25 protein-coding genes, 1 tRNA gene and 1 pseudogene are annotated in these 22,593 nt (G+C 63.0%); 12 read left to right on the top strand and 15 right to left on the bottom strand.

All coding sequences use genetic code 11. The features are described 5' to 3' along the window. The first annotated feature begins 88 nt into the window (after positions 1-88). The 4 genes from U1E69_RS10320 to U1E69_RS10305 all read left to right on the top strand — a co-directional run bounded on the left by U1E69_RS10320 (position 89) and on the right by U1E69_RS10305 (position 2,354). Positions 89-1,075, top strand: coding sequence for a D-glycerate dehydrogenase (locus U1E69_RS10320; protein ID WP_322244293.1), 987 nt, complete (start codon positions 89-91; stop codon positions 1,073-1,075). Between the two features lie 151 nt (positions 1,076-1,226). Then, positions 1,227-1,463: a hypothetical protein gene (locus U1E69_RS10315; protein ID WP_322244292.1), complete on the top strand. Its 237-nt coding sequence runs from the start codon at positions 1,227-1,229 to the stop codon at positions 1,461-1,463. Positions 1,464-1,735: 272 nt separating this feature from the next. Further along, positions 1,736-1,915, top strand: a complete 180-nt coding sequence (locus tag U1E69_RS10310) for a hypothetical protein (RefSeq protein ID WP_322244291.1) — start codon at positions 1,736-1,738, stop codon at positions 1,913-1,915. Between the two features lie 226 nt (positions 1,916-2,141). Beyond that, the gene (locus U1E69_RS10305; protein WP_322244290.1) at positions 2,142-2,354 is read left to right on the top strand and encodes a hypothetical protein; all 213 of its coding nucleotides are present in this window, start codon (positions 2,142-2,144) and stop codon (positions 2,352-2,354) included. Positions 2,355-2,419: 65 nt separating this feature from the next. On the opposite strand, the gene U1E69_RS10300 is transcribed toward U1E69_RS10305, so the two are convergent. The 6 genes from U1E69_RS10300 to U1E69_RS10275 are packed head-to-tail and all read right to left on the bottom strand — an operon-like array spanning position 2,420 to position 7,560. After that, positions 2,420-3,304 carry an MBL fold metallo-hydrolase gene (locus tag U1E69_RS10300; RefSeq protein WP_322244289.1) on the bottom strand — a complete coding sequence of 295 codons (885 nt, stop codon included), beginning with the start codon at positions 3,302-3,304 and terminating at the stop codon, positions 2,420-2,422. Positions 3,305-3,333: 29 nt separating this feature from the next. Beyond that, positions 3,334-3,765 carry a DUF6691 family protein gene (locus U1E69_RS10295; RefSeq protein WP_322244288.1) on the bottom strand — a complete coding sequence of 144 codons (432 nt, stop codon included), beginning with the start codon at positions 3,763-3,765 and terminating at the stop codon, positions 3,334-3,336. Then, a complete protein-coding gene (locus U1E69_RS10290) occupies positions 3,765-4,199 on the bottom strand; it encodes a YeeE/YedE family protein (protein ID WP_322244287.1) in 435 nt (144 codons plus the stop codon). Before U1E69_RS10290 ends, U1E69_RS10295 begins: the two co-directional genes overlap by 1 nt. Positions 4,200-4,206: 7 nt before the next feature. Beyond that, positions 4,207-4,410: a DUF2892 domain-containing protein gene (locus U1E69_RS10285; RefSeq protein ID WP_322244286.1), complete on the bottom strand. Its 204-nt coding sequence runs from the start codon at positions 4,408-4,410 to the stop codon at positions 4,207-4,209. Between the two features lie 60 nt (positions 4,411-4,470). Continuing rightward, complete coding sequence (locus U1E69_RS10280) at positions 4,471-5,127, bottom strand: Crp/Fnr family transcriptional regulator (RefSeq protein ID WP_322244285.1); 657 nt, start codon at positions 5,125-5,127, stop codon at positions 4,471-4,473. Beyond that, the gene (locus U1E69_RS10275) at positions 5,128-7,560 is read right to left on the bottom strand and encodes an FAD-dependent oxidoreductase (protein ID WP_322244284.1); all 2,433 of its coding nucleotides are present in this window, start codon (positions 7,558-7,560) and stop codon (positions 5,128-5,130) included. Positions 7,561-7,727: 167 nt separating this feature from the next. Between U1E69_RS10275 and U1E69_RS10270 the strand changes: the two genes are divergently transcribed. Further along, positions 7,728-7,817, top strand: a tRNA-Ser gene (locus tag U1E69_RS10270). Between the two features lie 300 nt (positions 7,818-8,117). On the opposite strand, the gene U1E69_RS10265 is transcribed toward U1E69_RS10270, so the two are convergent. The 8 genes from U1E69_RS10265 to U1E69_RS10230 form a co-directional block, all read right to left on the bottom strand. Continuing rightward, entirely contained in the window at positions 8,118-10,922 is a 2,805-nt protein-coding gene (locus U1E69_RS10265) for a BPTD_3080 family restriction endonuclease (protein ID WP_322244283.1), read from the bottom strand. Between the two features lie 10 nt (positions 10,923-10,932). Continuing rightward, positions 10,933-11,916, bottom strand: coding sequence for a hypothetical protein (locus U1E69_RS10260; RefSeq protein ID WP_322244315.1), 984 nt, complete (start codon positions 11,914-11,916; stop codon positions 10,933-10,935). Next, the gene (locus tag U1E69_RS10255; protein ID WP_322244282.1) at positions 11,913-12,365 is read right to left on the bottom strand and encodes a DUF2924 domain-containing protein; all 453 of its coding nucleotides are present in this window, start codon (positions 12,363-12,365) and stop codon (positions 11,913-11,915) included. Before U1E69_RS10255 ends, U1E69_RS10260 begins: the two co-directional genes overlap by 4 nt. Before the next feature lie 187 nt (positions 12,366-12,552). Beyond that, complete coding sequence (locus U1E69_RS10250) at positions 12,553-13,404, bottom strand: phage/plasmid primase, P4 family (RefSeq protein WP_322244281.1); 852 nt, start codon at positions 13,402-13,404, stop codon at positions 12,553-12,555. Beyond that, positions 13,404-14,855 carry a hypothetical protein gene (locus U1E69_RS10245; protein WP_322244280.1) on the bottom strand — a complete coding sequence of 484 codons (1,452 nt, stop codon included), beginning with the start codon at positions 14,853-14,855 and terminating at the stop codon, positions 13,404-13,406. The genes U1E69_RS10250 and U1E69_RS10245 overlap by 1 nt, the downstream gene beginning before the upstream one ends. Then, a complete protein-coding gene (locus U1E69_RS10240; RefSeq protein WP_322244279.1) occupies positions 14,855-15,073 on the bottom strand; it encodes a hypothetical protein in 219 nt (72 codons plus the stop codon). Before U1E69_RS10240 ends, U1E69_RS10245 begins: the two co-directional genes overlap by 1 nt. 180 nt (positions 15,074-15,253) lie before the next feature. Continuing rightward, positions 15,254-17,113 (bottom strand): hypothetical protein, encoded by a 1,860-nt coding sequence (locus U1E69_RS10235; protein WP_322244278.1) that lies wholly within the window; start codon positions 17,111-17,113, stop codon positions 15,254-15,256. Then, a complete protein-coding gene (locus tag U1E69_RS10230; protein WP_322244277.1) occupies positions 17,106-17,888 on the bottom strand; it encodes a hypothetical protein in 783 nt (260 codons plus the stop codon). The genes U1E69_RS10235 and U1E69_RS10230 overlap by 8 nt, the downstream gene beginning before the upstream one ends. A 635-nt stretch (positions 17,889-18,523) precedes the next feature. Here U1E69_RS10230 and U1E69_RS10225 point away from each other — a divergent pair. From U1E69_RS10225 to U1E69_RS10200, 7 genes are all read left to right on the top strand, one after another. Next, entirely contained in the window at positions 18,524-19,771 is a 1,248-nt protein-coding gene (locus tag U1E69_RS10225; protein WP_322244276.1) for a site-specific DNA-methyltransferase, read from the top strand. A gap of 240 nt (positions 19,772-20,011) precedes the next feature. Continuing rightward, entirely contained in the window at positions 20,012-20,197 is a 186-nt protein-coding gene (locus tag U1E69_RS10220) for a hypothetical protein (protein ID WP_322244275.1), read from the top strand. Beyond that, the gene (locus U1E69_RS22610; RefSeq protein WP_416200270.1) at positions 20,155-20,370 is read left to right on the top strand and encodes a P27 family phage terminase small subunit; all 216 of its coding nucleotides are present in this window, start codon (positions 20,155-20,157) and stop codon (positions 20,368-20,370) included. Before U1E69_RS10220 ends, U1E69_RS22610 begins: the two co-directional genes overlap by 43 nt. A gap of 101 nt (positions 20,371-20,471) precedes the next feature. After that, entirely contained in the window at positions 20,472-20,954 is a 483-nt protein-coding gene (locus U1E69_RS10215; RefSeq protein ID WP_322244274.1) for a hypothetical protein, read from the top strand. Further along, positions 20,932-21,159, top strand: coding sequence for a hypothetical protein (locus tag U1E69_RS10210; protein WP_322244273.1), 228 nt, complete (start codon positions 20,932-20,934; stop codon positions 21,157-21,159). The genes U1E69_RS10215 and U1E69_RS10210 overlap by 23 nt, the downstream gene beginning before the upstream one ends. Then, the gene (locus tag U1E69_RS10205; protein WP_322244272.1) at positions 21,156-21,707 is read left to right on the top strand and encodes a phage terminase small subunit P27 family; all 552 of its coding nucleotides are present in this window, start codon (positions 21,156-21,158) and stop codon (positions 21,705-21,707) included. The genes U1E69_RS10210 and U1E69_RS10205 overlap by 4 nt, the downstream gene beginning before the upstream one ends. Positions 21,708-21,792: 85 nt before the next feature. Further along, on the top strand, positions 21,793-22,485 hold the full coding sequence (locus tag U1E69_RS10200; RefSeq protein ID WP_322244271.1) for a recombinase family protein: 693 nt from the start codon (positions 21,793-21,795) through the stop codon (positions 22,483-22,485). On the opposite strand, the pseudogene U1E69_RS10195 reads toward U1E69_RS10200, so the two are convergent. Continuing rightward, a pseudogene (locus U1E69_RS10195) lies at positions 22,480-22,593 on the bottom strand (IS5/IS1182 family transposase); the annotation flags it as partial. The gene U1E69_RS10200 and the pseudogene U1E69_RS10195 overlap by 6 nt on opposite strands.

Raw genomic sequence — 22,593 nt, 5'->3', positions numbered from 1 at the left:
TACTGCTCTACCTGGGTCTTGTGCATCGCCCCGCTTGGCTGCACCTTGCCCCAAGGACGCCGGATTTGGAAGTGTCGGGGAGAGTGTCATGCCTGCCAGCCGTTTGACTGTGGTCGTAACGCGACGGCTGCCCGAGGTCGTCGAGACCCGGATGAAAGAGCTGTTCGATGTCGAACTGCGCGATCCCGATGTCGCGATGACCCGCGAAGAGCTTGCCGAGGCAATGCGGCGCGCCGATGTGCTGGTGCCGACCATCACCGACACGATCGACGCGGGCCTGCTGGCGCAGGCGGGCGAGAAGCTGAAGCTGATCGCCAATTATGGGGCCGGGGTCGATCACATCGACGTGGCGACGGCGCGGCAGCGGGGGATTCTGGTATCGAACACCCCCGGCGTCACGACCGAGGACACGGCGGACATGGTGATGGCGCTGATTCTTGCGGTGACGCGGCGGATTCCGCAAGGCTTGCAGGTGATGCAGGCGGGCGGCTGGTCCGGATGGTCGCCGATGGCCAACCTGGGCGGGCGGCTGGGCGGGCGGCGGCTGGGCATCCTTGGGATGGGCCGGATCGGGCAGGCCGTGGCGCGGCGGGCCAAGGCCTTCGGGCTGCAGGTGCATTACCACAACCGCAAACGCGTCCGCCCCGAGATCGAGGCCGAGCTTGAGGCGACCTATTGGGAAAGCCTGGACCAGATGCTGGCGCGGATGGACATCGTCAGCGTGAACTGCCCGCATACGCCCTCGACCTTCCACCTTCTGAACGCGCGGCGGTTGAAGCTGATGAAACCCTCGGCCGTGGTGGTCAATACATCGCGCGGCGAGGTGATCGACCAGAACGCCCTGACCCGCGCGCTGCGGGCGGGGGAGTTGGCGGGGGCGGGGCTGGATGTCTACGAGCATGGCACCGACATCAACCCGCGGCTGGTCGAACTGCCGAATGTCGTGCTTCTGCCGCACATGGGATCGGCCACAGTCGAGGGCCGGATCGAGATGGGCGAAAAGGTCATCATCAACATCAAGACCTTTGCCGACGGGCACCGTCCACCGGATCAGGTTGTGCCGGGCTTGTTCTGAAAACACAACCTATAGGCGATTTTTGGCGGATTCCTGTGGAGAAACCGTTTCCGCTGTTGCGGGTTGATTGCCTGTGGATTCCCGGCGCACTAAGGAACTTGGGCAGCTTTGTGGCATCCACGTCGCATCCCTGCGAGATGAGGAGAAAGACATGTTGAATACCTTCAAGGCGGCGCTGGTCGCAGTGACAGCGCTGTCCGCGTCGGCGGCCTATGCCGGCGGCCCCGTCATCATCGAGGAAGGCAACGACGAGCTGATCGCCGAAAACCCGGGAAGCCGGATCGGCATCCTGCCGGTGCTTGGTGCATTGGTTCTGGTCTGCCTGATCGCTTGCGGCGGCGGGGACAATGATCCGGCGCCCACGGCCCCGCTTCCTGACGAGAAGTGACTCTGGCCGTACCGGTCAGCGATCAGCAATGCGGTTGCACGGGGCGGCCACGGCCGTCCCGTACCCGGTCGCGCTCACGGATGCTGTGCATATCCTTCCGAATCCTGCCGCGCAAAGGGCAAAAGTCATCTGCTGCCCTGTTGCAATAAAGCCAAAGCCCCGGACTCATTCGTCACAGTTCTACACGAATCCGTTGTGTCCCCATCGGCTCTTGCCTTAGCGTCCGGGTGTGAGTTCCCCCGGGATTGCCCGGTAAATAGAAAGGAAATGCCATGAAAAAGTTTCTTGCCCCGATGCTGGCGGCTACGATGATCTCCTCCGCGGCCTTCGCTGGTGGCCCGGTCGTCGTTGAAGAAGAGCCGGTCGTCGAGGCTTCCTCGCCGCGTTCGGGCTGGATCGTTCCGGTCGTCGTCGGCCTGGTCCTGATCTGCGCCGTTGCTTGCAACGACTAATGACTGCTTGATCGACGCGGCATCGTGTCGATTGAACGGCAGCGCTACAAGCGCTGCCGTTTTCATTTGAAGGGCCTGGTCGCGCCCTTCCCGGATGATGCATCTTTGGCACAGGGGCGCGTCCCAGCGCGACGGGCGGAACTTGCCCATTCACATTCCAAGCTGTTGCATGTCATGCAGAAGCAGGGCCGGTAGCCGCCGGTCACGACATCAAGGAATCATCCCCATGACCAAGATCGCAGCCAGCATCCTTGCCCTTACCCTGGCCTTCAGCTCGGCCGTTTCGGCCGGTGGCCCGGTTGTCGTCGTCGAAGAAGGCCAGCCGGAAGTCGTCGCCGAAAGCCCGCGTTCGGGCTGGATCGTTCCGGTCCTCGTCGGCCTGGTGCTGGTTTGCGCCATCGCCTGCGGTGATGACAACGAAACCACCACGCAGCCGTAAGGCCGCCTTTTCGTTTTGCGCGACGGCCCCTGCGTCCCTTTCGGAAGCAGGGGCCGTTTCGCATTTCACAGTCCGTTGATCGGCACCTTTAGATAGCGCTTGCCGTCTTCGTCCGGGGGCGGCAGGTCTCCGCCGCGCATGTTGACCTGCAGCGAGGGGATGATCAGCTTCGGCATCGCAAGCGTCTTGTCCCGCGCGGTGCGCATTGCCACGAACTCTTCCCGCGTCCGGCCCTGTCCGACGTGGATGTTGTGCGCCTTTTCGTCGCCGACCGTCGTCTCCCAGCGGATCTCGCGGCCGTTCGGGCCATAGTCGTGGCACATGAAGAGCCGCATCTCGTCGGGAAGGGACAGCACCTTCTGGATGCTGTCATACAACTGCCCGGCATCGCCGCCGGGAAAGTCCGCCCGGGCCGACCCACCGTCGGGCATGAAGAGCGTATCGCCCACAAAGGCCGCGTCGCCCATGACATGGGTCATGCAGGCGGGAGTGTGGCCCGGGGTGTGCATCGCAAAGCAGGTCATCCCGCCGATCTGGTAGCTGTCGCCGTCGTCAAAGAGCCGGTCGAACTGGCTGCCGTCGCGCTGAAACTCGGTCCCTTCGTTGAAGACCTTGCCGAAGGTGTCCTGCACCACGGTGATGTTCCGGCCGATCCCGATCTTGCCGCCCAGCTGCCGCTGGATGTAGGGGGCGGCCGAAAGGTGGTCGGCGTGGACATGCGTCTCGATCAGCCAGTCCAGCGTCAGGCCCTGGTCGCGGACGTAGGTAATCAGCTGATCGGCGTGGTCATAGGTGATGCGCCCGGCGGCATAGTCGATGTCCATCACGGAATCGACGATGGCACAGGCGTTTGAGGCCGGGTCCTTCACCACGTAGCTGATGGTGTTGGTGGCCGGATCGAAGAAGCCCTTCACCTCGGGCTTGATGGACAGGTCAACGTGGATGGTCATGGACACCTCCTTGGGCAGGCTGGCGTTGGTCAGGCTGGCTTGCGCGCGGGAAAGCGGCCTTGCAGCACGCGCGCCAGAAGAAGTCCGCCGGTGAGGGCGGCAAGGAACAGAAAGACGGTCGGATCGCCGGTGCCAAGCGCGGGCAGCGCCCCACCCGGGCAGAAGCCCGCGATGCCCCAGCCCACCCCGAAGGTGGCCGAGCCAAGGATCAGGCGGCGGTCGATGACGCGGGTGTCGGGCAACTGGAACCCGGCAGCCATCGCCGGGGCAGGGCGGCGGAGGACCAGCCAGTAGCCAGGGATCGCGACGCCAAGCGCGCCCGCCATCACGAAGGCAAGGCTAGGGTCCCAGGTTCCGGCAATGTCGAAGAAGTTCAACACCTTGGCAGGGTTGATCATGCCGGAAATGGTGATGCCAAGACCGAAGATCAGGCCGATGGCAAAGGCACTCAGCAGGCGCATCACCAGCCTCCCAGCACATGTCGGATGACAAAGACAGTGGCGATGGCTGTCGCCATGAACGAGACTGTGGCCACCAGCGACCGGCGCGAGAACCGCGCGTTGCCGCAAACGCCATGTCCGGAGGTGCAGCCGCCGCCGTAGCTGACGCCCAGGCCGACGATCAGCCCGCCCAGGACGACGCCCCAGGTCGGCACCGGCAGGTCGATCACCGGCATCGCGCCCGCGACCAGCAGCCAGACCAGCGGCCCGGCCGCCATCCCGGCGATGATCGCCGCGCGCAGCGACCAGTCGGCCGCGTCATCGAACCGCAACAGGCCTCCCAGAATGCCGGTGGCCCCCAGGATACGGCCGTGCAACGCCATCAGCAGAACCGCCGCGAGGCCGATCAGTGCGCCTCCCCCCAGTGAGGCCCAGGGGGTAAAAGCTGTTTCCATGTAACCCTCAGATCCTGCAGGTATTGATCCCCACCAGCCGGTACAGCGGGCAAAAGCCCATCGCGGCGGTGCCCAGCATGATGACACCAACCGCCGCCGCTGCCCAGTGCGTCCAGCCGGTGAACCAGCCGAAGACAAACACGCCCAACAGCGCAAGGATCCCGATCACGGCGCGCAGGGACCGATCAACGTTTCCAACATTCTTTCCCATGTCCATCTCCTGTGTTCTGGATATGGGAAGTTTGCCACGAAAGCGCGGCCCTGTCGGTGACTAGGTCACAGAGCGCGCAAGATGTTCCAGCCCGGCGCGCTGGTTGATACGGATTTCCCCGCGGGCCGTTTCCACCCAACCGCGGCGCTGGAATTCGCCAAGGGTGCGCGAGATGACTTCGCGGGCAGTGCCAAGCTCGACCGCCAGGGCCTGATGCGTGGCATGGATCACGCCGTTCTGTTCCAGGTCCAGCAGGCGTTCGGCCAGCCGCACGTCGATCCGCTGAAAGACGATGTCATCAATCAGCGCAAAGAGGTCGGCAATGCGGCGGGAATAGGCGCGGAACACAAAGGTGCGGAACTGGACGGATCGCCCGGTCAGGTCGTCGAAGACGGGCCGGGGGATGACGATCGCCTCGATGTCGGTTTCGGCGATGCCTTCGGCGGCATAGTCCTCGTCCGCCAGCATGCAGGCTGTGGTCAGGATACAGCTTTCCCCGGCGTGGACACGGTACAGGAAGACCTCGCGCCCGGTGTCCGAGACCTGCTGGACCCGGACGCTGCCTTGCAGGAGAAGGAGCATGTTCTGCGCGCGCTGGCCCGCCTCGAAGATGCGGGTTCCGGCGGTCAGGCGGACAAGTCGGCTGCGCGTCTCAAGCTCGGCTGCGATGTCCGGGGGCAGCGTGGTCAGGTCGGCGAAGCGGCGGGTCCAGGACATCTAGGCACGGATCCGCGCGCCGGTCGGATCGTAAAGCGGGTCCAGCGTCACTGAGGCAGGGGTCTCTTCGCCGGCGATGACAAGGGCATAGCGGCCCTGGGTCACCCAGTCCGCGGTAACGCCCCGGTCGCTGCGAAGATAGCCGTAACCGATGCCCTTCCCGATGGTGTAGCCGTAGCCGCCCGAGGTCAGGTAGCCCACGGGCTGGCCGTCGCGCAGGATCGTCTCGCGCCCCGAAAGGACCGCCTTCGGGTCGGCAACGCTGAACCCGGCCAGAAGCTTTGGCAACGGCTGGTCCTGCCGCGCGACCAGCGCGTCACGCCCCAGGAAGGGCAGCCCGGATGTCAGCTTGACCGCCCACCCAAGGCCCGCCTCGAAGGGCGTGTCGTTGGGCGTGATGTCCGAGGACCAGGCGCGGTAGCCTTTCTCCAGTCGCAAGGATTCCAGCGCGCGGTAGCCCACCGGTTTCAGCAGCAGGTCAGCGGCGATGAGGGCGTCGTAGACTGTGCCCAGGTCGGCGATGGGGACGTGAAGCTCCCAGCCCAGTTCACCGACGTAGGTCACGCGCAGCGCCCGGACGGGGACGCCTGCGATGACGATCTCGCGGGCCGAACCGAAGGGCAGGGCGGCATTGCCGACATCGGCGGTGGTGACCTTCGACAGGATGTCGCGTGCCTTGGGTCCCATGAGGGAGAGGGTCCCCCAGTCTTCCGTCACGTCCTGGAACGTGGTGCCCCGGGCAGGCAAGTGGTCGGCGATCCAGCCGAAATCATGCGTGCGGAACCCGGTGCCGGTGACGATGTAGAAGCGGTCCTCGGCCAGTCTTGCGACGGTCAGGTCGCACTCGATCCCCCCGCGTGAGTTCAGCAGCTGGGTATATGTCAGCCTTCCAACATCCCGCGCGACGCGGTTGGCGCAGATCGCCTCCAATGCCTCAGCGGCCTTGGGGCCGCAAAGCTCGTACTTGGCGAAGGAGGATTGGTCGAAAACCCCGGCATGGGCGCGGACGTGCCGGTGCTCTTGCCCCACCGCATCAAACCAGTTCTGGCGGCCCATCGAGTAGACGTCCTTCGGCTCCACCCCCGGCGGGGCGAACCAGTTCGGGCGCTCCCACCCCAGTTTGGAACCGAAAACCGCGCCCGACGCCTTCAGCCGGTCATACAGCGGCGAGACGATGCGCGGGCGGCCCGAGGTGTATTCCTCATGCGGGTAGGCCACGGTGTAGTGCTTGCCATAGGCTTCCAGCGTGCGTTCCGCGACCCAATCGCGGTCGCGATGAAGGGTGGAGAAGCGGCGGATGTCAACCGCCCAAAGGTCCAGCGGTGCCTCGCCCCGCATCACCCATTCCGCCAGCACCCAGCCCGCGCCGCCCCCGCTTGCGATCCCGAAGGCGTTGAAACCCGCACCGACATACATGTTGGCGCACTCCGGCGCGGGGCCAAGGATGAAGTTCCCGTCCGGCGTAAAGCTTTCCGCGCCGTTTATCATCTGCTTGACGCCCACGTTGGCCAGGGCGGGAATGCGGGCGATGGCCTCAACCAGATGCTGGCCGAAGTGGTCGTAGTCGTCGTCATAGAGCCGAAACTCCCAGTCTTCCGGGATGTCTCCGGTAACCCAGCCCTGCGGGTTCGGCTCATACCCGCCCATGACGAGGCCGCCGACTTCCTCCTTGAAGTAGGTGCGGCGGTCGGGGTCGCGCAGGGTGGCCGCGTCCGGGAAGAGGCCGGGGATCTTCTCGGTCACGATATACTGGTGCTTCACCGGGTGCAGCGGCACTGCGACACCAGCCATCGCGCCGATCTGCCGCGCCCACATGCCACCGCAGTTCACCACCGTCTCGCAGGCGATCACGCCTTGGTCGGTCTCGACATGCGTGATCCTGCGGCCCTCCATCCGGAAGCCGGTGACGCGGACCCCCTCGACGATCTTCGCCCCATGCATCCGCGCCCCCTTGGCCAGGCTTTGCGTGATGTCCGAGGGGCTGGCCTGCCCGTCCGTGGGCAGCCAGGAGGCACCGATGAGGTCCGAGGTATCCATCAGCGGCCACATCCGCCTGACCTCGTCCGGCCCGACAAGCTCCATCTCCATTCCGAAGCTGCGGGCGGTGGTGGCCAACCGCTTGAACTCGGTCCAGCGGTCGGGCGTCGTGGCCAGGCGCAGACACCCCGTCATCTTCCAGCCGGTATCAAGGCCGGTTTCGGCGGCGAGACCCTTGTAAAGATCCACGGAGTATTTCAGCACCTTGGTGATCGAAGCCGATGAGCGCAGCTGCCCCACCAGCCCCGCCGCATGCCAGGTCGACCCCGAGGTGATCTTCCCCTGCTCCAGCACAAGCACGTCGGCCTTGTGGTTGCGCGCCAGGTGGTAGGCGGTCGAACAGCCGATGATCCCGCCGCCGATGACGATGATCTGGGCCTGGGCAGGAAACGACATTGCTGGGCATCCCGGTGTTGGCGTTCGGCTGTCCGAAGCTTCCCGCATCGTCAGCTGTTACCGGAAGGGTAATGCGGGCTACGGCGGAACAGAAGCCTTCTCTGCGGTCCCGCGCACTGCCACCTTTCCACTTGCCCCCGCCCAAACGCCCCGATAAACGGGCAGGCGGAGACGTGGCCGAGTGGTCGAAGGCACGCCCCTGCTAAGGGCGCAGACCCGAAAGGGTCTCGAGGGTTCGAATCCCTTCGTCTCCGCCACTTGCCCCTGAGGAAGCGTTCTCCCGATCCGGCTGCGGCCGGATTTTTCCGTTGTTTTGGGGGGTTATGAGCGCAACCCTTTCCACCAGTCACGTGAAGCAGTGATCCCAAAGCGTTCTCTACGGGCCATTATTCTCCGAGGCTCTGAACTGCGGGCCACATGGTGTAGAGCCGTAAGAGCCTGTTATCCTTGTATTTTCATGTTTGGGTGAAACAACCGTTTCGCAAAACCATCCGCTGACGACGCGACACTGGCATCGGAAAAAGCGGCGTTTGAACTTGTTTCGCGATGGACCTGGTTCATTGACCAACCGGTTCTGGCACGGCCGCATTTGCGTGCTTGGTGACGATATCCTGCACATCAGACGGTTTGAACGCGACATCCCACGCCCACTGGCCAAACCCGCCGGTTCCGTTGATCGCCTTGACCCATTCACTCAAGGCGTCGCGCTTGGCCTTGTTCTGCGGGCTGTCAGTTCCTTTGATCTCGAGCGCGAGCATCTTGCCGCCGGCCAGCCTGACAAGGAAGTCTGGAACATACCGACGGCGCGAGCCGGCCCACATGTACTGGATCTGAAATCCAAGATGATCGTTCTTCGCGTAGGCGATCACCTCCTCTCGACCCTCAAAGACATTGGCTGCGTGCCCCTCCCACGCGGAATCGCCGACAAGATGGCTGATGTGCGATTTGATCGCCGGGAAGCATGGCTTTGAATTGTACCATGTGCGCATCTGGCCAGTCGCGCCGATGGGGTTTTCTTCGTCAAAGATGGGGGTAAGGCGCTCCGTGTTCTGCTCGGTGATGTGGCGCATGACGTGTTGGACGACGAGGTCGATGTTCAGCGCAATCAGGATCCGCCGGCGCAGCGGGTCGGAGTGAAACAGTGACGGAATGTCGAGAAGCTTGGACGTCAGGAAGGTCTCCACGATGCGGACCAACTGCGCGGCAAGGTACTCTTCGGTTCCGGAAAAGCTGTGGCGCAACTCGGCAAATCCCTTTCGAGCCGCCTGAAAAACGAGCCGCTGCAGCCTGAAGCCGTCGGGAAGTCGCTCTAGATCAATCGCGGAGACCTGACCCATGTCGGTCGCACCACCCAAGCCGGGTGCCAGATCGGCGCTGATCGGCGTGGACGCCGGATCGAGGACCAGAGCGGGTACCTTGTCCCAGGCAATGGCCAGCTGAGGCTTCACCACGGTTTCGACACGCAGCACGTTGGGCCATTTGATTTCAAGACGGGCGCGGTCGAGGATGACTTCAATCTGCGTGGTCGGTTTTGGCGGTGGCGGCGGGTCACCTCCCTCGCCGGTTTCCGAGATGGACAGCGGGACGCCGAAGACGTTCACATACTCGGGCAAGAAAAGGCCGTTTTCATCGGTGTCGTAGGAAACCCGGCGCAGCCCCCGGCCGACAACCTGCTCGCACAGAAGCTGCGAGGTGAACGCACGCAGACCCATAATATGCGTTACGTTCTTTGCGTCCCAGCCTTCGGACAGCATCGCGACAGAGATCACGTTCTGCAAGTCCTGACCTGCAGCGCCGCGCTTGCCGACGTTGTCGACGATTTCGCGCAGCAGTTCTTCCTTCTTCATGCCAAGCAGCTGCTGCTTTCGCGTCGCTGGCAGGTCTGCGGCATCGACGATACCCTTCAGCCGGGCCTCATAGTCCTTGTCCGATGTTGCCGCTTCGCCGATCTCCGCTTTGTCCAGCACCTTGCTGTCAACGCGCAGCGTCCTGTTCGGGGCGTTCAATTCGGGCCAGTGCGAGTCGCCCTTGTTGAAATAGTGCTCGACCCGCGCCGCCGTTTCCGTCCGGTTGCAGACCGTCAACATGACCGGAGGCGAATGATGCCCCGCTTCCTTCCACTGCCTTTGCGTCTCGCGCCAGTCGGCACCCAGCAGCGTGTAGGCATCCTGCACCAGCTTCGGCAGCGCCTCGTGCGGTTCGGCCTTGGCCCTGTTCAGATCCTCCGACACCGATGGATCGCGGTAGATGTGGTAAAGCTTTGACCTCAGGGTCTTGGCATCCGGCAAGGCATCGTCCCGCACCACGACGCGCGGTGTCTTGACCAGCCCCGCCTCGATCGCGTCGTTCAGACCGAAATCTGAGATGATCCAGTCGAACAGCGCAGTGTCCGTGCTCTTCTTCCCCGTCGGCGCAAAGGGCGTGGCGGACAGATCAAAGCAACGCTGGATGCGCCGCGTCTTGTGGATACGGTCCAGCCCTTCGATCCAGCGGGTGGCTTCGTCGAGGTCGATACCCTGTTCCTCAGCCTGCTTCTTCGAAATCTTCACCTCGGGCGGTTTGCGATAGGCGTGGTGGGCCTCATCATTGATGACGATGATGTCCTTGTGGGTTGCTAGCTTGCCCAGCACGCGGCGGATGTAGGCCTCGTCCGACTCCCGGCCCTTTTTCACGACCAAACGGTCCACCTCCTTCAGCGGCATAAGCGTGTGCCAGTTCTCGATCAGCACTTCGGCCTGGTTCAGCTTTTGCCGCAGCGCCTCTGACGGGCAGAGGTTGAATTCGTCGTAATAGCTGCCCTCGCTCGGCAGCAGCACTTGCAGGCGTTCCTTCACGGTCAGCCCCGGCGCCACGATGAACACCGCGCGGCTGAAATCCTTGTTCCGCTTGGGATAGGTCAGCGCATTCAACACCTGCCAGGTAATGATCATCGCCATCACGGTGGTCTTGCCCGCACCGGTTGCCATCTTGTTGCACAGACGCTCCCAGGTGCCGCCGTCGCCGGGAATGGCGATGCCCTGCTTGAACGCCTCCGCCCCCTCGACCCACCAGATCAGGGTTTCGATGGCCTCAAGCTGACAGAAATAGATCGGCAACTGCCGTGCCTCGCGGTCGTGCCAGTGCTCCAGCAGCTTGCGGGTCACGATGGTCACGCCGGGCCAGCCCGCCTCGCGCCAGGCGTCCACGCGGGCTCGGATGGTGTTCACCAGCGCCAGCGCCTCGGTCCGCTTGGTGTTGTTTCGGGCGTCGAACACCTCGTAACTGGCAGGCCGCCGCTCGAGCTTGATCGCCAGCTTGCCACCGGGCGCGTCCACCCAATGCTGGGCTGGGCAGACGTAGGGCGTGTTGATGATCAGCGACATGGATCAGTCCTCAAGCGGCATGATCTTGAGGGACTCGATCCCGCGGTCGTCGACGATCTTCACCGCAATCCGCCGGTTGTCCCCGCCTCGAAAGGCAGCGACACGGTCCGTGAAACTGCTCCAGCAGGTCTTCGTCCAGTTCTGAACGCACCGTCGCCTTCAGTCGGTTCCAGCCGCCCTTGGCGTCGGCCATCGGAAAGAACACCTGATGCGGCATCAGGGACCGCTGGTCGTAATCGGTGTCCAGCGACCACATCGCGATCTGCTTCTTGCCGCCCGACACCAGATCACCCGCCTTGGGGTCGAAATAGTCAAAACCGTTGACCTCGACCTCCCACATCCCGTCCTTTCGTTTGCGCAACTCGACATCGGGCTGGCCCATCAGCCAGAACGACTGGTTCGAGGATCGCGCCTTTTTCAGATCCTCGGTCAGCAGGTCGGTGTTCATCTGCGCCTTGAGCAGCGTGACGCCGGGCCAGTTCACCTCGTCGATGTCCTTGGCGGCCTCGGGGTCGAAGGTGAAGGCGCAGAACAGGATGAACTTCGGCGCGGGGCGCAGGGTTTCCGCCTCGGTCAGGGCCAGTTCCACCTGCCGCTGTTCCAGCGCGGCATGTTCGGGGCCAAAGCTGACGACGACACGTTCGCCGGTGTCGGTCAGCGAGCCAGAGGCGTGCAGGTGGCGCAGGCCCGGCAGGGTTTCAAACTCGGCAAAGGTCAGGCGCGCGCCGCCTTTGGCACGGACGCCGGTTTTTAGCAACTCGTCGCGCCAGAGCGACTGGCGTGAGGTTTCGCCGGTGCGGGCGATGCTGTCGTTTGCCTCTGTCGGCGGAAGGCTGTCATCGAGGGACAGCACGGTGGGCGCGGGCACGGCCTCGCAGGCTTCCCTTTGGGCATGTAGCGAGTTGAATTCCTGCTCCAGCCCTTCCTCAGAGGACTTCCGGGTGTAGACGGCGCAGCGGAGCTTGCGGACGAGGGGTTTGGTCGGCGCGTTCATGCCCGCCCCCGATGGTTCTTCAGCCCGAAGAAGGTCCAGCCGTTCCAGCGGGTGCCGGTGATCGCGCGCGCGATGGCGGAGAGCGATTTGTAGGGCCTCCCCTGCCATTCGAAGCCGCCCTTCGTCACCGTGACCACCTGCTCGACGCCCTGCCATTCGCGCAGGAGCCGGGTACCGGTAATCGGGCGATCTCGGTCGAGCCGCATGCTGCGCTTCTTGTCGCCGCCGTCGAGTTCCTCGCCCAGCTGCTCCAGCCGCCGGATGGTCTCGTGCTTCAGCCCACCATAGGCCAGTTCCTGGATGCGGTAGGCGAGCCTGGACTCCAGGTAGCGCCGGTTGAAGGGCGGTGGCTCCCTGTCGAAGAGGTCGCGCCATTGCTGCTTCAGGTCAGCCGTCGTGGCGGTCTTCAATGCCGCCAGGCGCGCGGGAATGGGGTCAGGTGTGGTCATGCGGGTCTCCGTTTTTCACGGGTTGCATGACCGCTCTGGTCGGCCGGGAAGTGTAGCGAACTTTCTCCGCTGCGGTCGGATAGTTCGCTTGACTGCCGCTGCAGGAGGCGAACCAGGCCGAGGGCGAGGATGCGGCAGAGTTCGGCGCGGCGCTCGGCGGGGGGCATGTGGAACGGGGATAGCGGGTTCATTCATCACCCTCCGACGGGCGGGCCGAACGAAGACCAATGCCGTGCCATCCCCGGTCGCGGCCGACCTTCCCATCACCGAATCCGCGGGAGCGGAGCTGCTCTCCGAGGTACCTGCTAGACTTCGGGTCAATCCCGGCGTCCTGTGCCCATCTTAACCACGATCCGAACAGAGATTTCGACGTCGCCCTGCAAGCCGCGCCAATGTCGCAGCACTCTTCGATCCACTGTCCGAAGCGATCTTCCGTGGAGAAGTACTCCTCCACCGCCGAACTGACGCAAGGCGGAGGGCGCAAGCTGCCGAGCTTTTGCAGATCGTGGCAGCCTCCGAGCATCCAACCGAGGATTCCGTTGGCCTCCAACTTGAGCTTCTCGGCCAAGTCGGGGTCGCGCTGATCTTCCTGGATGGTAACATTGAAGGGGATGAGGTGAAGACGCCGCCGCATCGCCTCGCCGACCTCGCCGAGCGCTGGACGATGGTTCGTTCCCACGAGCAGTTTGAACTGCGGGGCGAACTCGAAGTGGTCTTTGTACATGAAGTTCGCGCGGAGCTTTTCGCCGCCGGTCACCATCTTAATCCGCGCCTCGGCCCACTGTGCGTCAGCCTCGGTTTCGGACATCAGCACCATGCGGGCGCCCCGCAGCCCGGCAATCTCCGACAGATGACGAGTACCGCCGCGGCTGATGAACGTGTCGCTCGCGGCGGTCGCCGCATAGTCGCCGAGGACATGCGCAAGGGTCTGCAGGAAGACCGATTTGCCGTTCGCCCCCAACCCGTGAAGCAGGAAGAATGCCTGCTCGTTCGTCTGGCCTGTCAGACAGTATCCTGCGACCCGCGCCAGGTACGCCATCAACTCGCATCGCCCGCAGTGATGGTCTGAAGGAAGCTCATCCAGGTGGGGCATCCGCCGCCCGGGCTGGCGTGGGTGATCTGCGTCAGAAGCAGGCGGCGTTCGTGTGGACCAACCGAGCCAGTATCGAGATCGACAACACCCTCGGGGGTGTTCAGCAGCATGACGTGCTGATCGAGTTGATCGATGTCAGTCGCGATGGAAGGGTCAGAACCAGCAAGCTTCGCGACCGCCAGGATCGTCTTCGCACTGGCAAGGCGGCGCTGATCCGCGGGCTTGTTATTCTTGTTGGCCACGGCCCGACAGGCGAGCCGAACGGCTTGGACTACTGCCCCGACAGCGTCGCGCCTCCAGACGGTGCCCGTCCAGCGGAACCACTGCCCCCAGACCGCAACATAGATCCAGTCCCGGCCGCACTCGCGCACAAACAGCTGGACCAAGGCGTCGTCACTAAACTCGGGTGCGGCGTCTTCTCCCTCATCGGTCTTCTGACCTGGCATCGGGCCGTGGTTTTCGCAATCGACGCGAAGAAGCGCCTTGAATTCGCGCAGCAACCTATCCTCGGGCCATGGGGGCCGGATCGTTGCCGCGTTCTGCTGCTGAATGGCAATCCAGGCTTCTTGCAGCGTTGCATGCCCCGTCCTGACCATCCGGAGCCAGTGACCAATGATCTTGGACAAAGCGAGATAGCGGGTCTCGCCGTCCTGCCCGCCTTCCCGAATGGAGGCGGTCATCAATTCTTCCGTTGACCTGCTCTGCCGCTTCGCATTGTTGTCGTAGTGCTTGGCGTTCGGCGTGGCGATTGAGGGCATCGCTTCGACGGCGGTGGCCAGATCAGCGAGGTGGTATTCGACCTGCGTGTGGCTCAGCAGACGAACCGATGCAAGAATGCCGTGCTTGCCATGGATCGTGCCCGCCACCCGGATCGGCTGGGTGACATTGTCGAAGCTGTCATCTCCCCCAACCTTGCTGGCCATCAGAGACCGAAGGTGGACGGCCAGTTTCAGGTCGGCGCCTTCTGCCGCTTCGCTCAAGCGCCAATACAGGTGAAACTTGGTGTTCCCTTCGTCGGTGATGCCGCCCGAGGCGACGATCATCGTGGGCGTCCCCAGGTAGCGGATCAGGTGATCGCGCTTGGCGTCAGTGTCACCGTTGTCGATATCGATCACCAGGACGCCCGTAGCGACGATGTCCTGCTCTTTCGCGCGCCCAGGCTGGGCAACCGTGCACGGCACGACATAGACGGCTTCCTGCCTTGCCGCGGCCTGCGGCGCGATCCTGGCAATCTTCTTAGCAATGTCTTCGGGATGGTGGAACTCCTGGCTCGCTTTGGAGTTTGGGGTCCCTTTTTCACCGATCAGGCGGAGCGGCGCGTAGCCATCGAGGTAACCGAACAGCGCCTCGCAGTAGGTGTTAATCGCCTCGAAATCGATCTGGGGAAGGTCGTCCATCATTGCGCCTCCCCGCCTTGGCGCATACGGCTCTCGAACGCCTCGATGTCCTCCATCCGGTAGAAGATCGACCCTCCGATCCGCATGAAGGTCGGCCCGTAGCCTTTGGATCGCCAGCGCTGAAGCGCTCGGACCGTTTTGCCGTATCGCGCTGCAAGGGCGAATTCAGGCACGAGCCCATCCTCGGCCCCTGCACTCTGATCGTTGTCCTTGGACATGGCTGCACCCCGCGCCTTGATTTCCCAAGAATAACGGGGCTTTGGGGATGAGAGGATCGTGGAGGCGTTACACTTGGCAGTGCCAAGTTGCACCCGAAGAGCTTCGTTCTTCGGCTCTGGCAGAATGCAATAACTGAGGCGTTACACTTTTCAGGAAAGGCGTTGCACTTTTCCTGGAGCCTACCGTCCGCCAGGGCTGGGTCGGATCCGTGTGTGGGGGTTGAATCGGTAGCCCTTGCTCTGCTTCGTCTGGAACAAGAGGCTCTTGTCGGGCTCGACGCCATGCAATTGGCGGTAAGCTTTGGCCAGGGTCGTCCGCCCCCGAAAAATCAGGACGCGTATCTCGTTCTTCGGGACTGCAAGGGTTTCTGCGTTGGCAAGGTGATTGAAACTGAACTGGTCTGGCGGGAGCTGGTTAAGCCTATCGGTCTCGTGGTGCTTCTTGAGCTCGAACGTGACCTTCGCAACCATTTTCGTGAAGCGGCAGAGGCCAAGAACGCGAACAACCTGGTCTGCGCCGTTCTCTTCAAAGACGAGTGTCAACGGTTCGCCAGGTTGCGGCACGACATCATCTCCGTCGTCTAGACAAAGGTGGGCCAACGTCACGGGCATTGTAGGAAGGGGAACCGCGGGCGCGTGGTTTGACGGTCCGAGATGCATAACCAACAGACAGTTTGTGGGAAGTCTTTTGCCGGCCAAGGCTTCGGCGTACTGTTCGACCTGGGCTTTGAGAACTTGAAGCACGATCTTCGCCTGGCGGCGATGAAGATCGAGGACACGCCCAAAGATTTCCTGCCTGCTGTCCTCCGGATAGGCTTCAAGGATGCGGCTGATCTCATTACCGAAGCGCGCGAAGACCTCCGTTTCGCTGAGCTGGCCGACTTGCAGGTGATGCTTGGTCCACTCTACCGGCAGCACCGCGGAGGTTTTGATCCTGGCGCCCAGCAGGACATCCGTCTCGTAGCGGGAGGATGGGTCTGCTTCAGCCAACCTTGCATTAAGGATCGCAAACCGGCGATCAAGGCACTGCGAACATGACCCGCAGTGTGTGTGAAGGACAGTCTGATCTCTGACCCTGGTACAACTGACCGCCGTAGAGATCATCTGCTCGCCAGCGTGTCGACTGATCCGATCAATCACCTCGGACTTCGTCATCCACTCGTAGGGGTTTCGGATGCGGAGCGCATCCGGAAGGACCAGGTCCATCAACATCTGCAGACGGAAGAGGGATTGAGGATGCGTCGTCCTGCTCGCCATCGTCCCGACGATCTGCGGACTGACTGGCAGATTATGGCTCACGATGCCATTCTCGAAAAACGAAACCGTTGTAGCGCCGAAGGTGCGGGCAATCGCACTGCCCATCGCTGCGAATAGCAGCGAGCGGGACCTTTGGGTGGTGTCACGTGACTCTGTGCCCGCTCGATGCGCGGGGACCATTATATGGCGGATTCGACCCCGGAACCGATTTTCCAGATACTCGGCAAGCTCGTTCTGGCGCGCAGCGACTTTTGGCGCAGACTGGTGCGATACAAGGATCACGTTCCCCGGCGCAGTTGCGAGCGTCTCCAGAGCGCCAGCGAAGGAGTCGAGGCCGCCGGAGAACATGATCACCTGCTCGGCCTTAAACGCCCCTTCGCTGGGGTCAAGGTTAAGGAAGCCTGCCACTCCCGCCGGGTAGTCAGCCTGGATGAACTCGAACTCGAAGTAGTCCCCCGTCAGGAAACCCACAGCCGAGGTCAGTGCCTGCAGAACCTCCGGCTGGCGCCAGATTTGCGGGCAACGGACTGGAATGGTCAAATGCAGGTGTCGGTGCCAATCGGCACCCATGTCCGAACGTATGTCACCTCCGCGCGAGATTTCGCTGTCCGAATAGAACACCGCTGCCGCGACGTCGAGCAGGTCCAGAACCTCATCATCGAGATCACGGACTGCAGCCGAAGCTATGCGCTCGGTCCGCAGTCGGAAGGAAGGATTGGGACCGTTCACACTGAACTGCAGGGTGCGGCGGCGCTTGCGATCAACTAGACTGCACTCAGGCATCCTGGCCTCGCTTCGCGCGAAGCTCCTCAACCACCTTGCGCAGGCACACATGGCCAAAGTCACGCGCATCAGCGGGAGAGATGGAGCCTTTGGTGTAGAAGGTCTTTCCAACCCAACCAGATGAAAACTCCTGGATGATCCTGGTTGCCTCTGACACGTGGAAGTCCAGCGACCGGTCGAACCCCGCCTTATCGGAAATGGTCTGAAAGCGCCTGCCTTCACCGATCGCGCCCGGGAGCACCCGGTCGAGCCAGTAAGACAAGGACGATCCCACCAGGGCAGAAAAGTATCTCCGGCAGAGGACCGACATTCCCGTGCCGCGCGAAAACTTTTCGAAGCTGAGCCGGACGTCCTCAGCGCTTGGTGAAAACAGACCGGGGAGATCTCCACCGATGCAGTCCGTCAGCGCCTTCGACAAAGCCCTGGATGCAAGGTCCGTGAAGTCTGTTCGGGCCCCACTCTTTTCCGACAAGCGGTCCAAGTGCCTCGATGCACTCAGCATTACATCCAGGAAGCCGGGACTTGTGCCGACGTCCAAATCCAGTCGTCTCAGAGCGTCGCCAAAATCTTCTGATCGCGCCGCGATCGGTATACTGATTAGGAGGCGGACAGCCTCGACGAAGACGGGGTCAACCGAAGCAGAAAGGAGGGCACGTTCGGCTGCTCGAGCGCTCGCTTCGGCAACCTCTTCGACGTCAGCCCCGACCTCCAGAAGTCCGACGACTTCATTCCATGGCTTGCTCCGGGGAATTGCGCCGAGATGAATATGACACATGGCCGTCCTGCTCTCCGCGGTTCAAACGGAAGTTCAGCGCAACGCAAGTCGAATCGTCAATGGGACAGATGGGACATATTGGACCGAGGATTTAAAAACTTACTCCACACGCGCGCACGTGAAGGAGGTTTCTATTTGGTCTGTCCAATGTGTCCCATCTGTCCCGCAAGAAGACCCTACCGTCGGTTTCGCGAGTAAACGCAGAACCGGATGATGTTGCCTTCGATCATGGGGGCCGTCGTCAACGGGGCCGGCGGTCCGAACTCAGAGCGAGCGCCGCTGGTTTGCTGCACAACAGCAGCGGCGCTAGTGACCGCGCTTGCGCCTTCGTGCAGTCCGGTTGCCGACAAGCGCTTTGCGATGTCATTCAGTGCTGGGACTGCCCAGTCGTGTATAGACGGAGAGTTCATGGAAGAGTGCCTCACTTCAATGTGGGAACAGCTAACCCTTCCATTGTTACCTCCCGGTTAAGCCCAGCATTCGTCGCCACCGCGGCGGTAGCGAATGTCGCCGCATGGCACGCATCGTCGCGATACGTCATTAAATTACATAATTACAAGGAGTTAGCCATCGGCTATACTGCTCCTGACAGCCCGAGAGACACCGCTTGTAGCGGCCGGGTGGTGGAGGTGCAGATGGACGGAACGCTGGCAATCGATTACCGCCCGATCGGCGATCTCATTCCCTATGCCCGGAACGCCCGAACGCATTCGGAAGCGCAGGTGGTGCTGATCGCGGGCTCGATCCGCGAGTATGGCTTCACGAACCCTGTGCTGGTCGACGGCGAGAACGGCATCATTGCGGGGCATGGCCGTGTGATGGCCGCGCGGAAGCTGGGACTGCCGCAGGTGCCGGTGATCGAACTCTCGCACCTGACCGAGGCACAGAAGCGGGCCTACATACTCGCGGACAACAAGCTGGCCGAGCAGGCGGGGTGGGACAAGGCGCTCCTCGCTCTGGAGCTTGGCGACCTGCAGGACATGGCGGTCGACCTCGCGAGCCTCGGCTTCGATGCCGCGGAGCTGGACGCGCTCCTGCGGTCAGGCGAGGCGGACGAGCGCGAGGACGACATCCCTCCACTCCCTGCGAACCCTGCCTCCCGGCCGGGCGATCTCTGGGTCCTGGGCAGCCACCGGCTGGTCTGCGGCGATGCGACGGATCCGTCCACGGTCGCGAAGGTGCTGAATGGAGTTCGGCCGCATCTCATGGTCAGCGATCCGCCCTATGGCGTGGAGTATGACCCTGCTTGGCGCAACCAGGTGGGCGCGGCCAAGACCAAGCGCGTGGGCAAGGTCCTGAACGACCACCGGGCCGACTGGCGCGAGGCTTGGGCGCTCTTTCCCGGCGACGTGGCCTATGTTTGGCACGGGGCACTGCACGCCAGCACGGTGGCTGAGAGCCTCCTTGCCTGTGGCTTTGCTATTCGCAGCCAGATCATCTGGGCGAAGGAACGGCTGGTCCTTTCCCGCGGAGACTATCATTGGCAGCACGAGCCCTGCTGGTATGCCGTCCGCCAGAAGTCCACCGGCCACTGGTCGGGCGATCGCAAGCAGACCACGCTCTGGACCATCCCCAGCAGGGATCAGGATGCCGCCACAGTGCACGGGACGCAGAAGCCGGTGGACTGCATGCGCCGCCCGATGCTGAACAACTCCAGCCCCGGGCAGGCGGTTTACGAACCCTTCTCCGGATCCGGGAACGCCATCATCGCGGCCGAGACCTGCGGGCGGCACTGCTACGCGGTTGAACTCGATCCCGCCTATGTTGATGTCGCCGTCGAGCGTTGGCAGGCCTTCACGGGAAAGGACTCGGTGTTGGACGGCGATGGCCGCAGCTTCCGCGAGGTGCAGGTGGCAAGGCAGAGCGCAGAGGTCGCGACATGAGCCGGATCACCATGCCCCCGGGGGGGGCGGTCAGTCTATGGGCCATTCGGGTTCGGGACAGGCGGGGGAGGCCGCTTCCCACAACCGCGATATTCGCCAGGGGGTATCGCAGGGGACAAGCGAGGACCTTCCCGCGCATATTCAAACGCTTGGTGACCACATGACTCGAAACATGGCCGCAAACCAGTCAACAAACTACGCAATCGAATGGCGCTCCATGATTGTTCACCGGAGGCTGCCATGAGAGGCCGCAAACCCAAGCCCACCCATCTGAAACTGCTCGAGGGCAATCCGGGCCGCAGACCGATCAACGGTGCAGAGCCCAAACCCACCGCAGGCCTGCCGACCTGTCCCGCGCATCTCAATCCGTCGGCCAAGGCGGAGTGGAAACGCCTGGTCCAGGACTTGACGCCATCGGCATTCTGACCCGCATCGATCGTGCAGCACTGGCGGGCTACTGCCAATCCTGGGGCCGCTGGGTCGAGGCTGAGCGCAAGCTCGTGGAGAGCCCGCCGCTCCTGCGGACTCCTGCGGGCTACGTGCAACTGTCCCCCTGGCTCAAGATCGCGAACCGCGAGCGGGAGTTCATGCTGCGCTAAATGACGGAACTGGGCCTTACGCCGTTATCCCGCAGCCGTCTTGACGTGAAACCGAAGGGCCCGAAGCCCTTGGAATTCCAGTTTGCGGACGAGGCTGCCAGATGAGCGCCCTAGAGCACACTGGCCCGAAGCGCTTAGGGGGACGCCCGCTTGTGCAGCTGACGGATGCCCTACGGGCCGAGGTGGAGACCCTGTCGGCCGTGCTGAACGCCGAGCAGATCGCAGACTTCATCGGCATTGGTCGCACCACCTTCTTCGCGCTTCTGAACCGCGATGAAGACCTATCTGAACGCTATAAACGTGGCAAAGCCCGCGCGATCGGCGCCGTGGCCCAGAGCCTGGTCACGAAGGCCCGGGCTGGCAACGTGACGGCGATGATCTTCTTCTTGAAGACGCAAGCGGGCTGGCGCGAGAGCGTCGATCTCGCGGTGAAGCAGGACCCCGTCGAAGAGCTGGATCTCAGCCAGTTGAGCGACGAGGAGCTCAACGCTCTCATGGAATATGGGCAGATGCTGGAAAACGCCAAGAAGGCCATAATCGACGCGCGGAAGGAGAAGACCAATGATTGCTGGTCAGTCGCGTAGCGCCTCCTTCTTCGAGACGCTGACCAGTACCGTCCTCGGCTTCATCCTCTCAGTTGCGGTGCAGCGGTCTCTCTTCCCGGCGATGGGACATGACTTCGGCCTAGCGGAGAACCCGGTTGTGGCCTCGGTGTTCACGGCCGTCTCGATCCTGCGCGGCTACACCGTACGGCGCGTTTTCAACGCACTCAGGGACCAATTGCCATGAGAGGACGGCCGAAGAAGCCCACCGCCTGGCGTCGGATGGAAGGCAACCGCGGCAAACGGGCCTGGAACCATGCAGAGCCGCAGCCGCCGAAGGGTACGCCGGACTGCCCGAAACACCTCAGCGAGGAAGCAAGGGCTGAATGGTATCGGCTGGTCGACACGCTGGTCAGCATGGGGGCCATCACCATCGTTGATCGGGCAGTGCTCGCAGCCTATTGCCAGGCCTATGGTCGGTGGGTCGAGGCCGAGCAGAAGCTCGAAGAAACGCCGGTCCTCTTCAAGACACCGTCGGGTTACGTCCAGCAGTCGCCCTGGCTCGGGATCGCCAACCGGCAGATGAAGCTGATGGGGCGCTACATGGCGGAGATCGGGCTGCCCCCTGCCTCTCGCTCCCGCATTGCAATCATCAACGTTCCTGCCGCGAACGAACCGATCACCATACAGCGGATCATTATCGAAGCTGCTGATCGATCTGGCACGTCCAGCGACACACCACAGCTGCAAACGGACGGAACTCTCGTGATCAGCGGATCGTACGCGAACCTTTGAGCAATTCCTGTTGACTAGGCCCCAACTGATCCGGCTGTACACACCTGCGCAACGAACGTTAGGCAGTTGTGTACAGGGGATAGAGATGACGGCAGGACAGCGGTTGGTGGCCTACGAGCGGGTCTCTACAGCGCGGCAGGGGGCAAGCGGGCTTGGGCTCGAGGCGCAGCGCAAGGTGATCGAAGACTTTGCCGTCTCGCGCGGTGCCGAGGTCCTGGCGCGGTTCACCGAGGTCGAGAGTGGGCGCAAGGCGGACCGGCCGGAACTGGCCAAAGCGCTGCACCTCGCGAAGGTCACCGGGGCAACGCTGGTGATCGCGAAGTTGGACCGGCTCTCTCGCAACGCCGCGTTCCTTTTGGCCCTGCGGGACAGTGGGGTGCGGTTCGTTGCTGTGGACATGCCAGAGGCGAACGATCTGACCGTGGGGATCATGGCGCTGGTAGCTCAGGCCGAACGGGAGGCGATCTCCCGCCGGACGAAAGAGGCGCTGGCGGTGGCTAAGGCACGTGGGGTGAAGCTCGGGAACCCGAATGGGGCTGAGAGCCTGCGGCGGGCCGGGAAAGGTGGGGCGGCGCTCAGGGCGGCCGTGTCGGCCAATGCGGCAGCGTATGCCGCGGACCTGGCGCCGGTGCTCGCAGACATTCGGGCTAAGGGGCACAGTTCGCTACGGGCTATTGCGGCAGAATTGACCGCGCGTGGGATCAGGACCAGGCGTGGAGGGAGGTGGGACGTCGGGAATGTGACAAGCCTAGGGTCAGGACTCGTTCTTCGGTCATAGCCAGAACATGACGGTTGCGGCGAGGGCGACGGCGGAGATGAAGACCTTCGGGCATCTGTCGTAGCGGGTTGCGACGCGTCGCCAGTCCTTCAGTCGGCCGAACATGAT

The organism is Tabrizicola sp. (assembly GCF_034366665.1).
Lineage (GTDB): Bacteria > Pseudomonadota > Alphaproteobacteria > Rhodobacterales > Rhodobacteraceae > Tabrizicola.
The sequence above is the reverse complement of the archived record's forward strand: the minus strand, read 5'-3'. Positions and strand labels throughout refer to the sequence as shown.

Coding starts and splice junctions, on each gene's coding strand:
- U1E69_RS10320 (WP_322244293.1), top strand. CDS start 89: ATGCCTGCCAGCCGTTTGACTGTGGTCGTAACGCGACGGCTGCCCGAG.
- U1E69_RS10315 (WP_322244292.1), top strand. CDS start 1,227: ATGTTGAATACCTTCAAGGCGGCGCTGGTCGCAGTGACAGCGCTGTCC.
- U1E69_RS10310 (WP_322244291.1), top strand. CDS start 1,736: ATGAAAAAGTTTCTTGCCCCGATGCTGGCGGCTACGATGATCTCCTCC.
- U1E69_RS10305 (WP_322244290.1), top strand. CDS start 2,142: ATGACCAAGATCGCAGCCAGCATCCTTGCCCTTACCCTGGCCTTCAGC.
- U1E69_RS10300 (WP_322244289.1), bottom strand. CDS start 3,304: ATGACCATCCACGTTGACCTGTCCATCAAGCCCGAGGTGAAGGGCTTC.
- U1E69_RS10295 (WP_322244288.1), bottom strand. CDS start 3,765: ATGCGCCTGCTGAGTGCCTTTGCCATCGGCCTGATCTTCGGTCTTGGC.
- U1E69_RS10290 (WP_322244287.1), bottom strand. CDS start 4,199: ATGGAAACAGCTTTTACCCCCTGGGCCTCACTGGGGGGAGGCGCACTG.
- U1E69_RS10285 (WP_322244286.1), bottom strand. CDS start 4,410: ATGGGAAAGAATGTTGGAAACGTTGATCGGTCCCTGCGCGCCGTGATC.
- U1E69_RS10280 (WP_322244285.1), bottom strand. CDS start 5,127: ATGTCCTGGACCCGCCGCTTCGCCGACCTGACCACGCTGCCCCCGGAC.
- U1E69_RS10275 (WP_322244284.1), bottom strand. CDS start 7,560: ATGTCGTTTCCTGCCCAGGCCCAGATCATCGTCATCGGCGGCGGGATC.
- U1E69_RS10265 (WP_322244283.1), bottom strand. CDS start 10,922: ATGTCGCTGATCATCAACACGCCCTACGTCTGCCCAGCCCAGCATTGG.
- U1E69_RS10260 (WP_322244315.1), bottom strand. CDS start 11,916: ATGAACGCGCCGACCAAACCCCTCGTCCGCAAGCTCCGCTGCGCCGTC.
- U1E69_RS10255 (WP_322244282.1), bottom strand. CDS start 12,365: ATGACCACACCTGACCCCATTCCCGCGCGCCTGGCGGCATTGAAGACC.
- U1E69_RS10250 (WP_322244281.1), bottom strand. CDS start 13,404: ATGGCGTACCTGGCGCGGGTCGCAGGATACTGTCTGACAGGCCAGACG.
- U1E69_RS10245 (WP_322244280.1), bottom strand. CDS start 14,855: ATGGACGACCTTCCCCAGATCGATTTCGAGGCGATTAACACCTACTGC.
- U1E69_RS10240 (WP_322244279.1), bottom strand. CDS start 15,073: ATGTCCAAGGACAACGATCAGAGTGCAGGGGCCGAGGATGGGCTCGTG.
- U1E69_RS10235 (WP_322244278.1), bottom strand. CDS start 17,113: ATGCCTGAGTGCAGTCTAGTTGATCGCAAGCGCCGCCGCACCCTGCAG.
- U1E69_RS10230 (WP_322244277.1), bottom strand. CDS start 17,888: ATGTGTCATATTCATCTCGGCGCAATTCCCCGGAGCAAGCCATGGAAT.
- U1E69_RS10225 (WP_322244276.1), top strand. CDS start 18,524: ATGGACGGAACGCTGGCAATCGATTACCGCCCGATCGGCGATCTCATT.
- U1E69_RS10220 (WP_322244275.1), top strand. CDS start 20,012: ATGAGAGGCCGCAAACCCAAGCCCACCCATCTGAAACTGCTCGAGGGC.
- U1E69_RS10215 (WP_322244274.1), top strand. CDS start 20,472: ATGAGCGCCCTAGAGCACACTGGCCCGAAGCGCTTAGGGGGACGCCCG.
- U1E69_RS10210 (WP_322244273.1), top strand. CDS start 20,932: ATGATTGCTGGTCAGTCGCGTAGCGCCTCCTTCTTCGAGACGCTGACC.
- U1E69_RS10205 (WP_322244272.1), top strand. CDS start 21,156: ATGAGAGGACGGCCGAAGAAGCCCACCGCCTGGCGTCGGATGGAAGGC.
- U1E69_RS10200 (WP_322244271.1), top strand. CDS start 21,793: ATGACGGCAGGACAGCGGTTGGTGGCCTACGAGCGGGTCTCTACAGCG.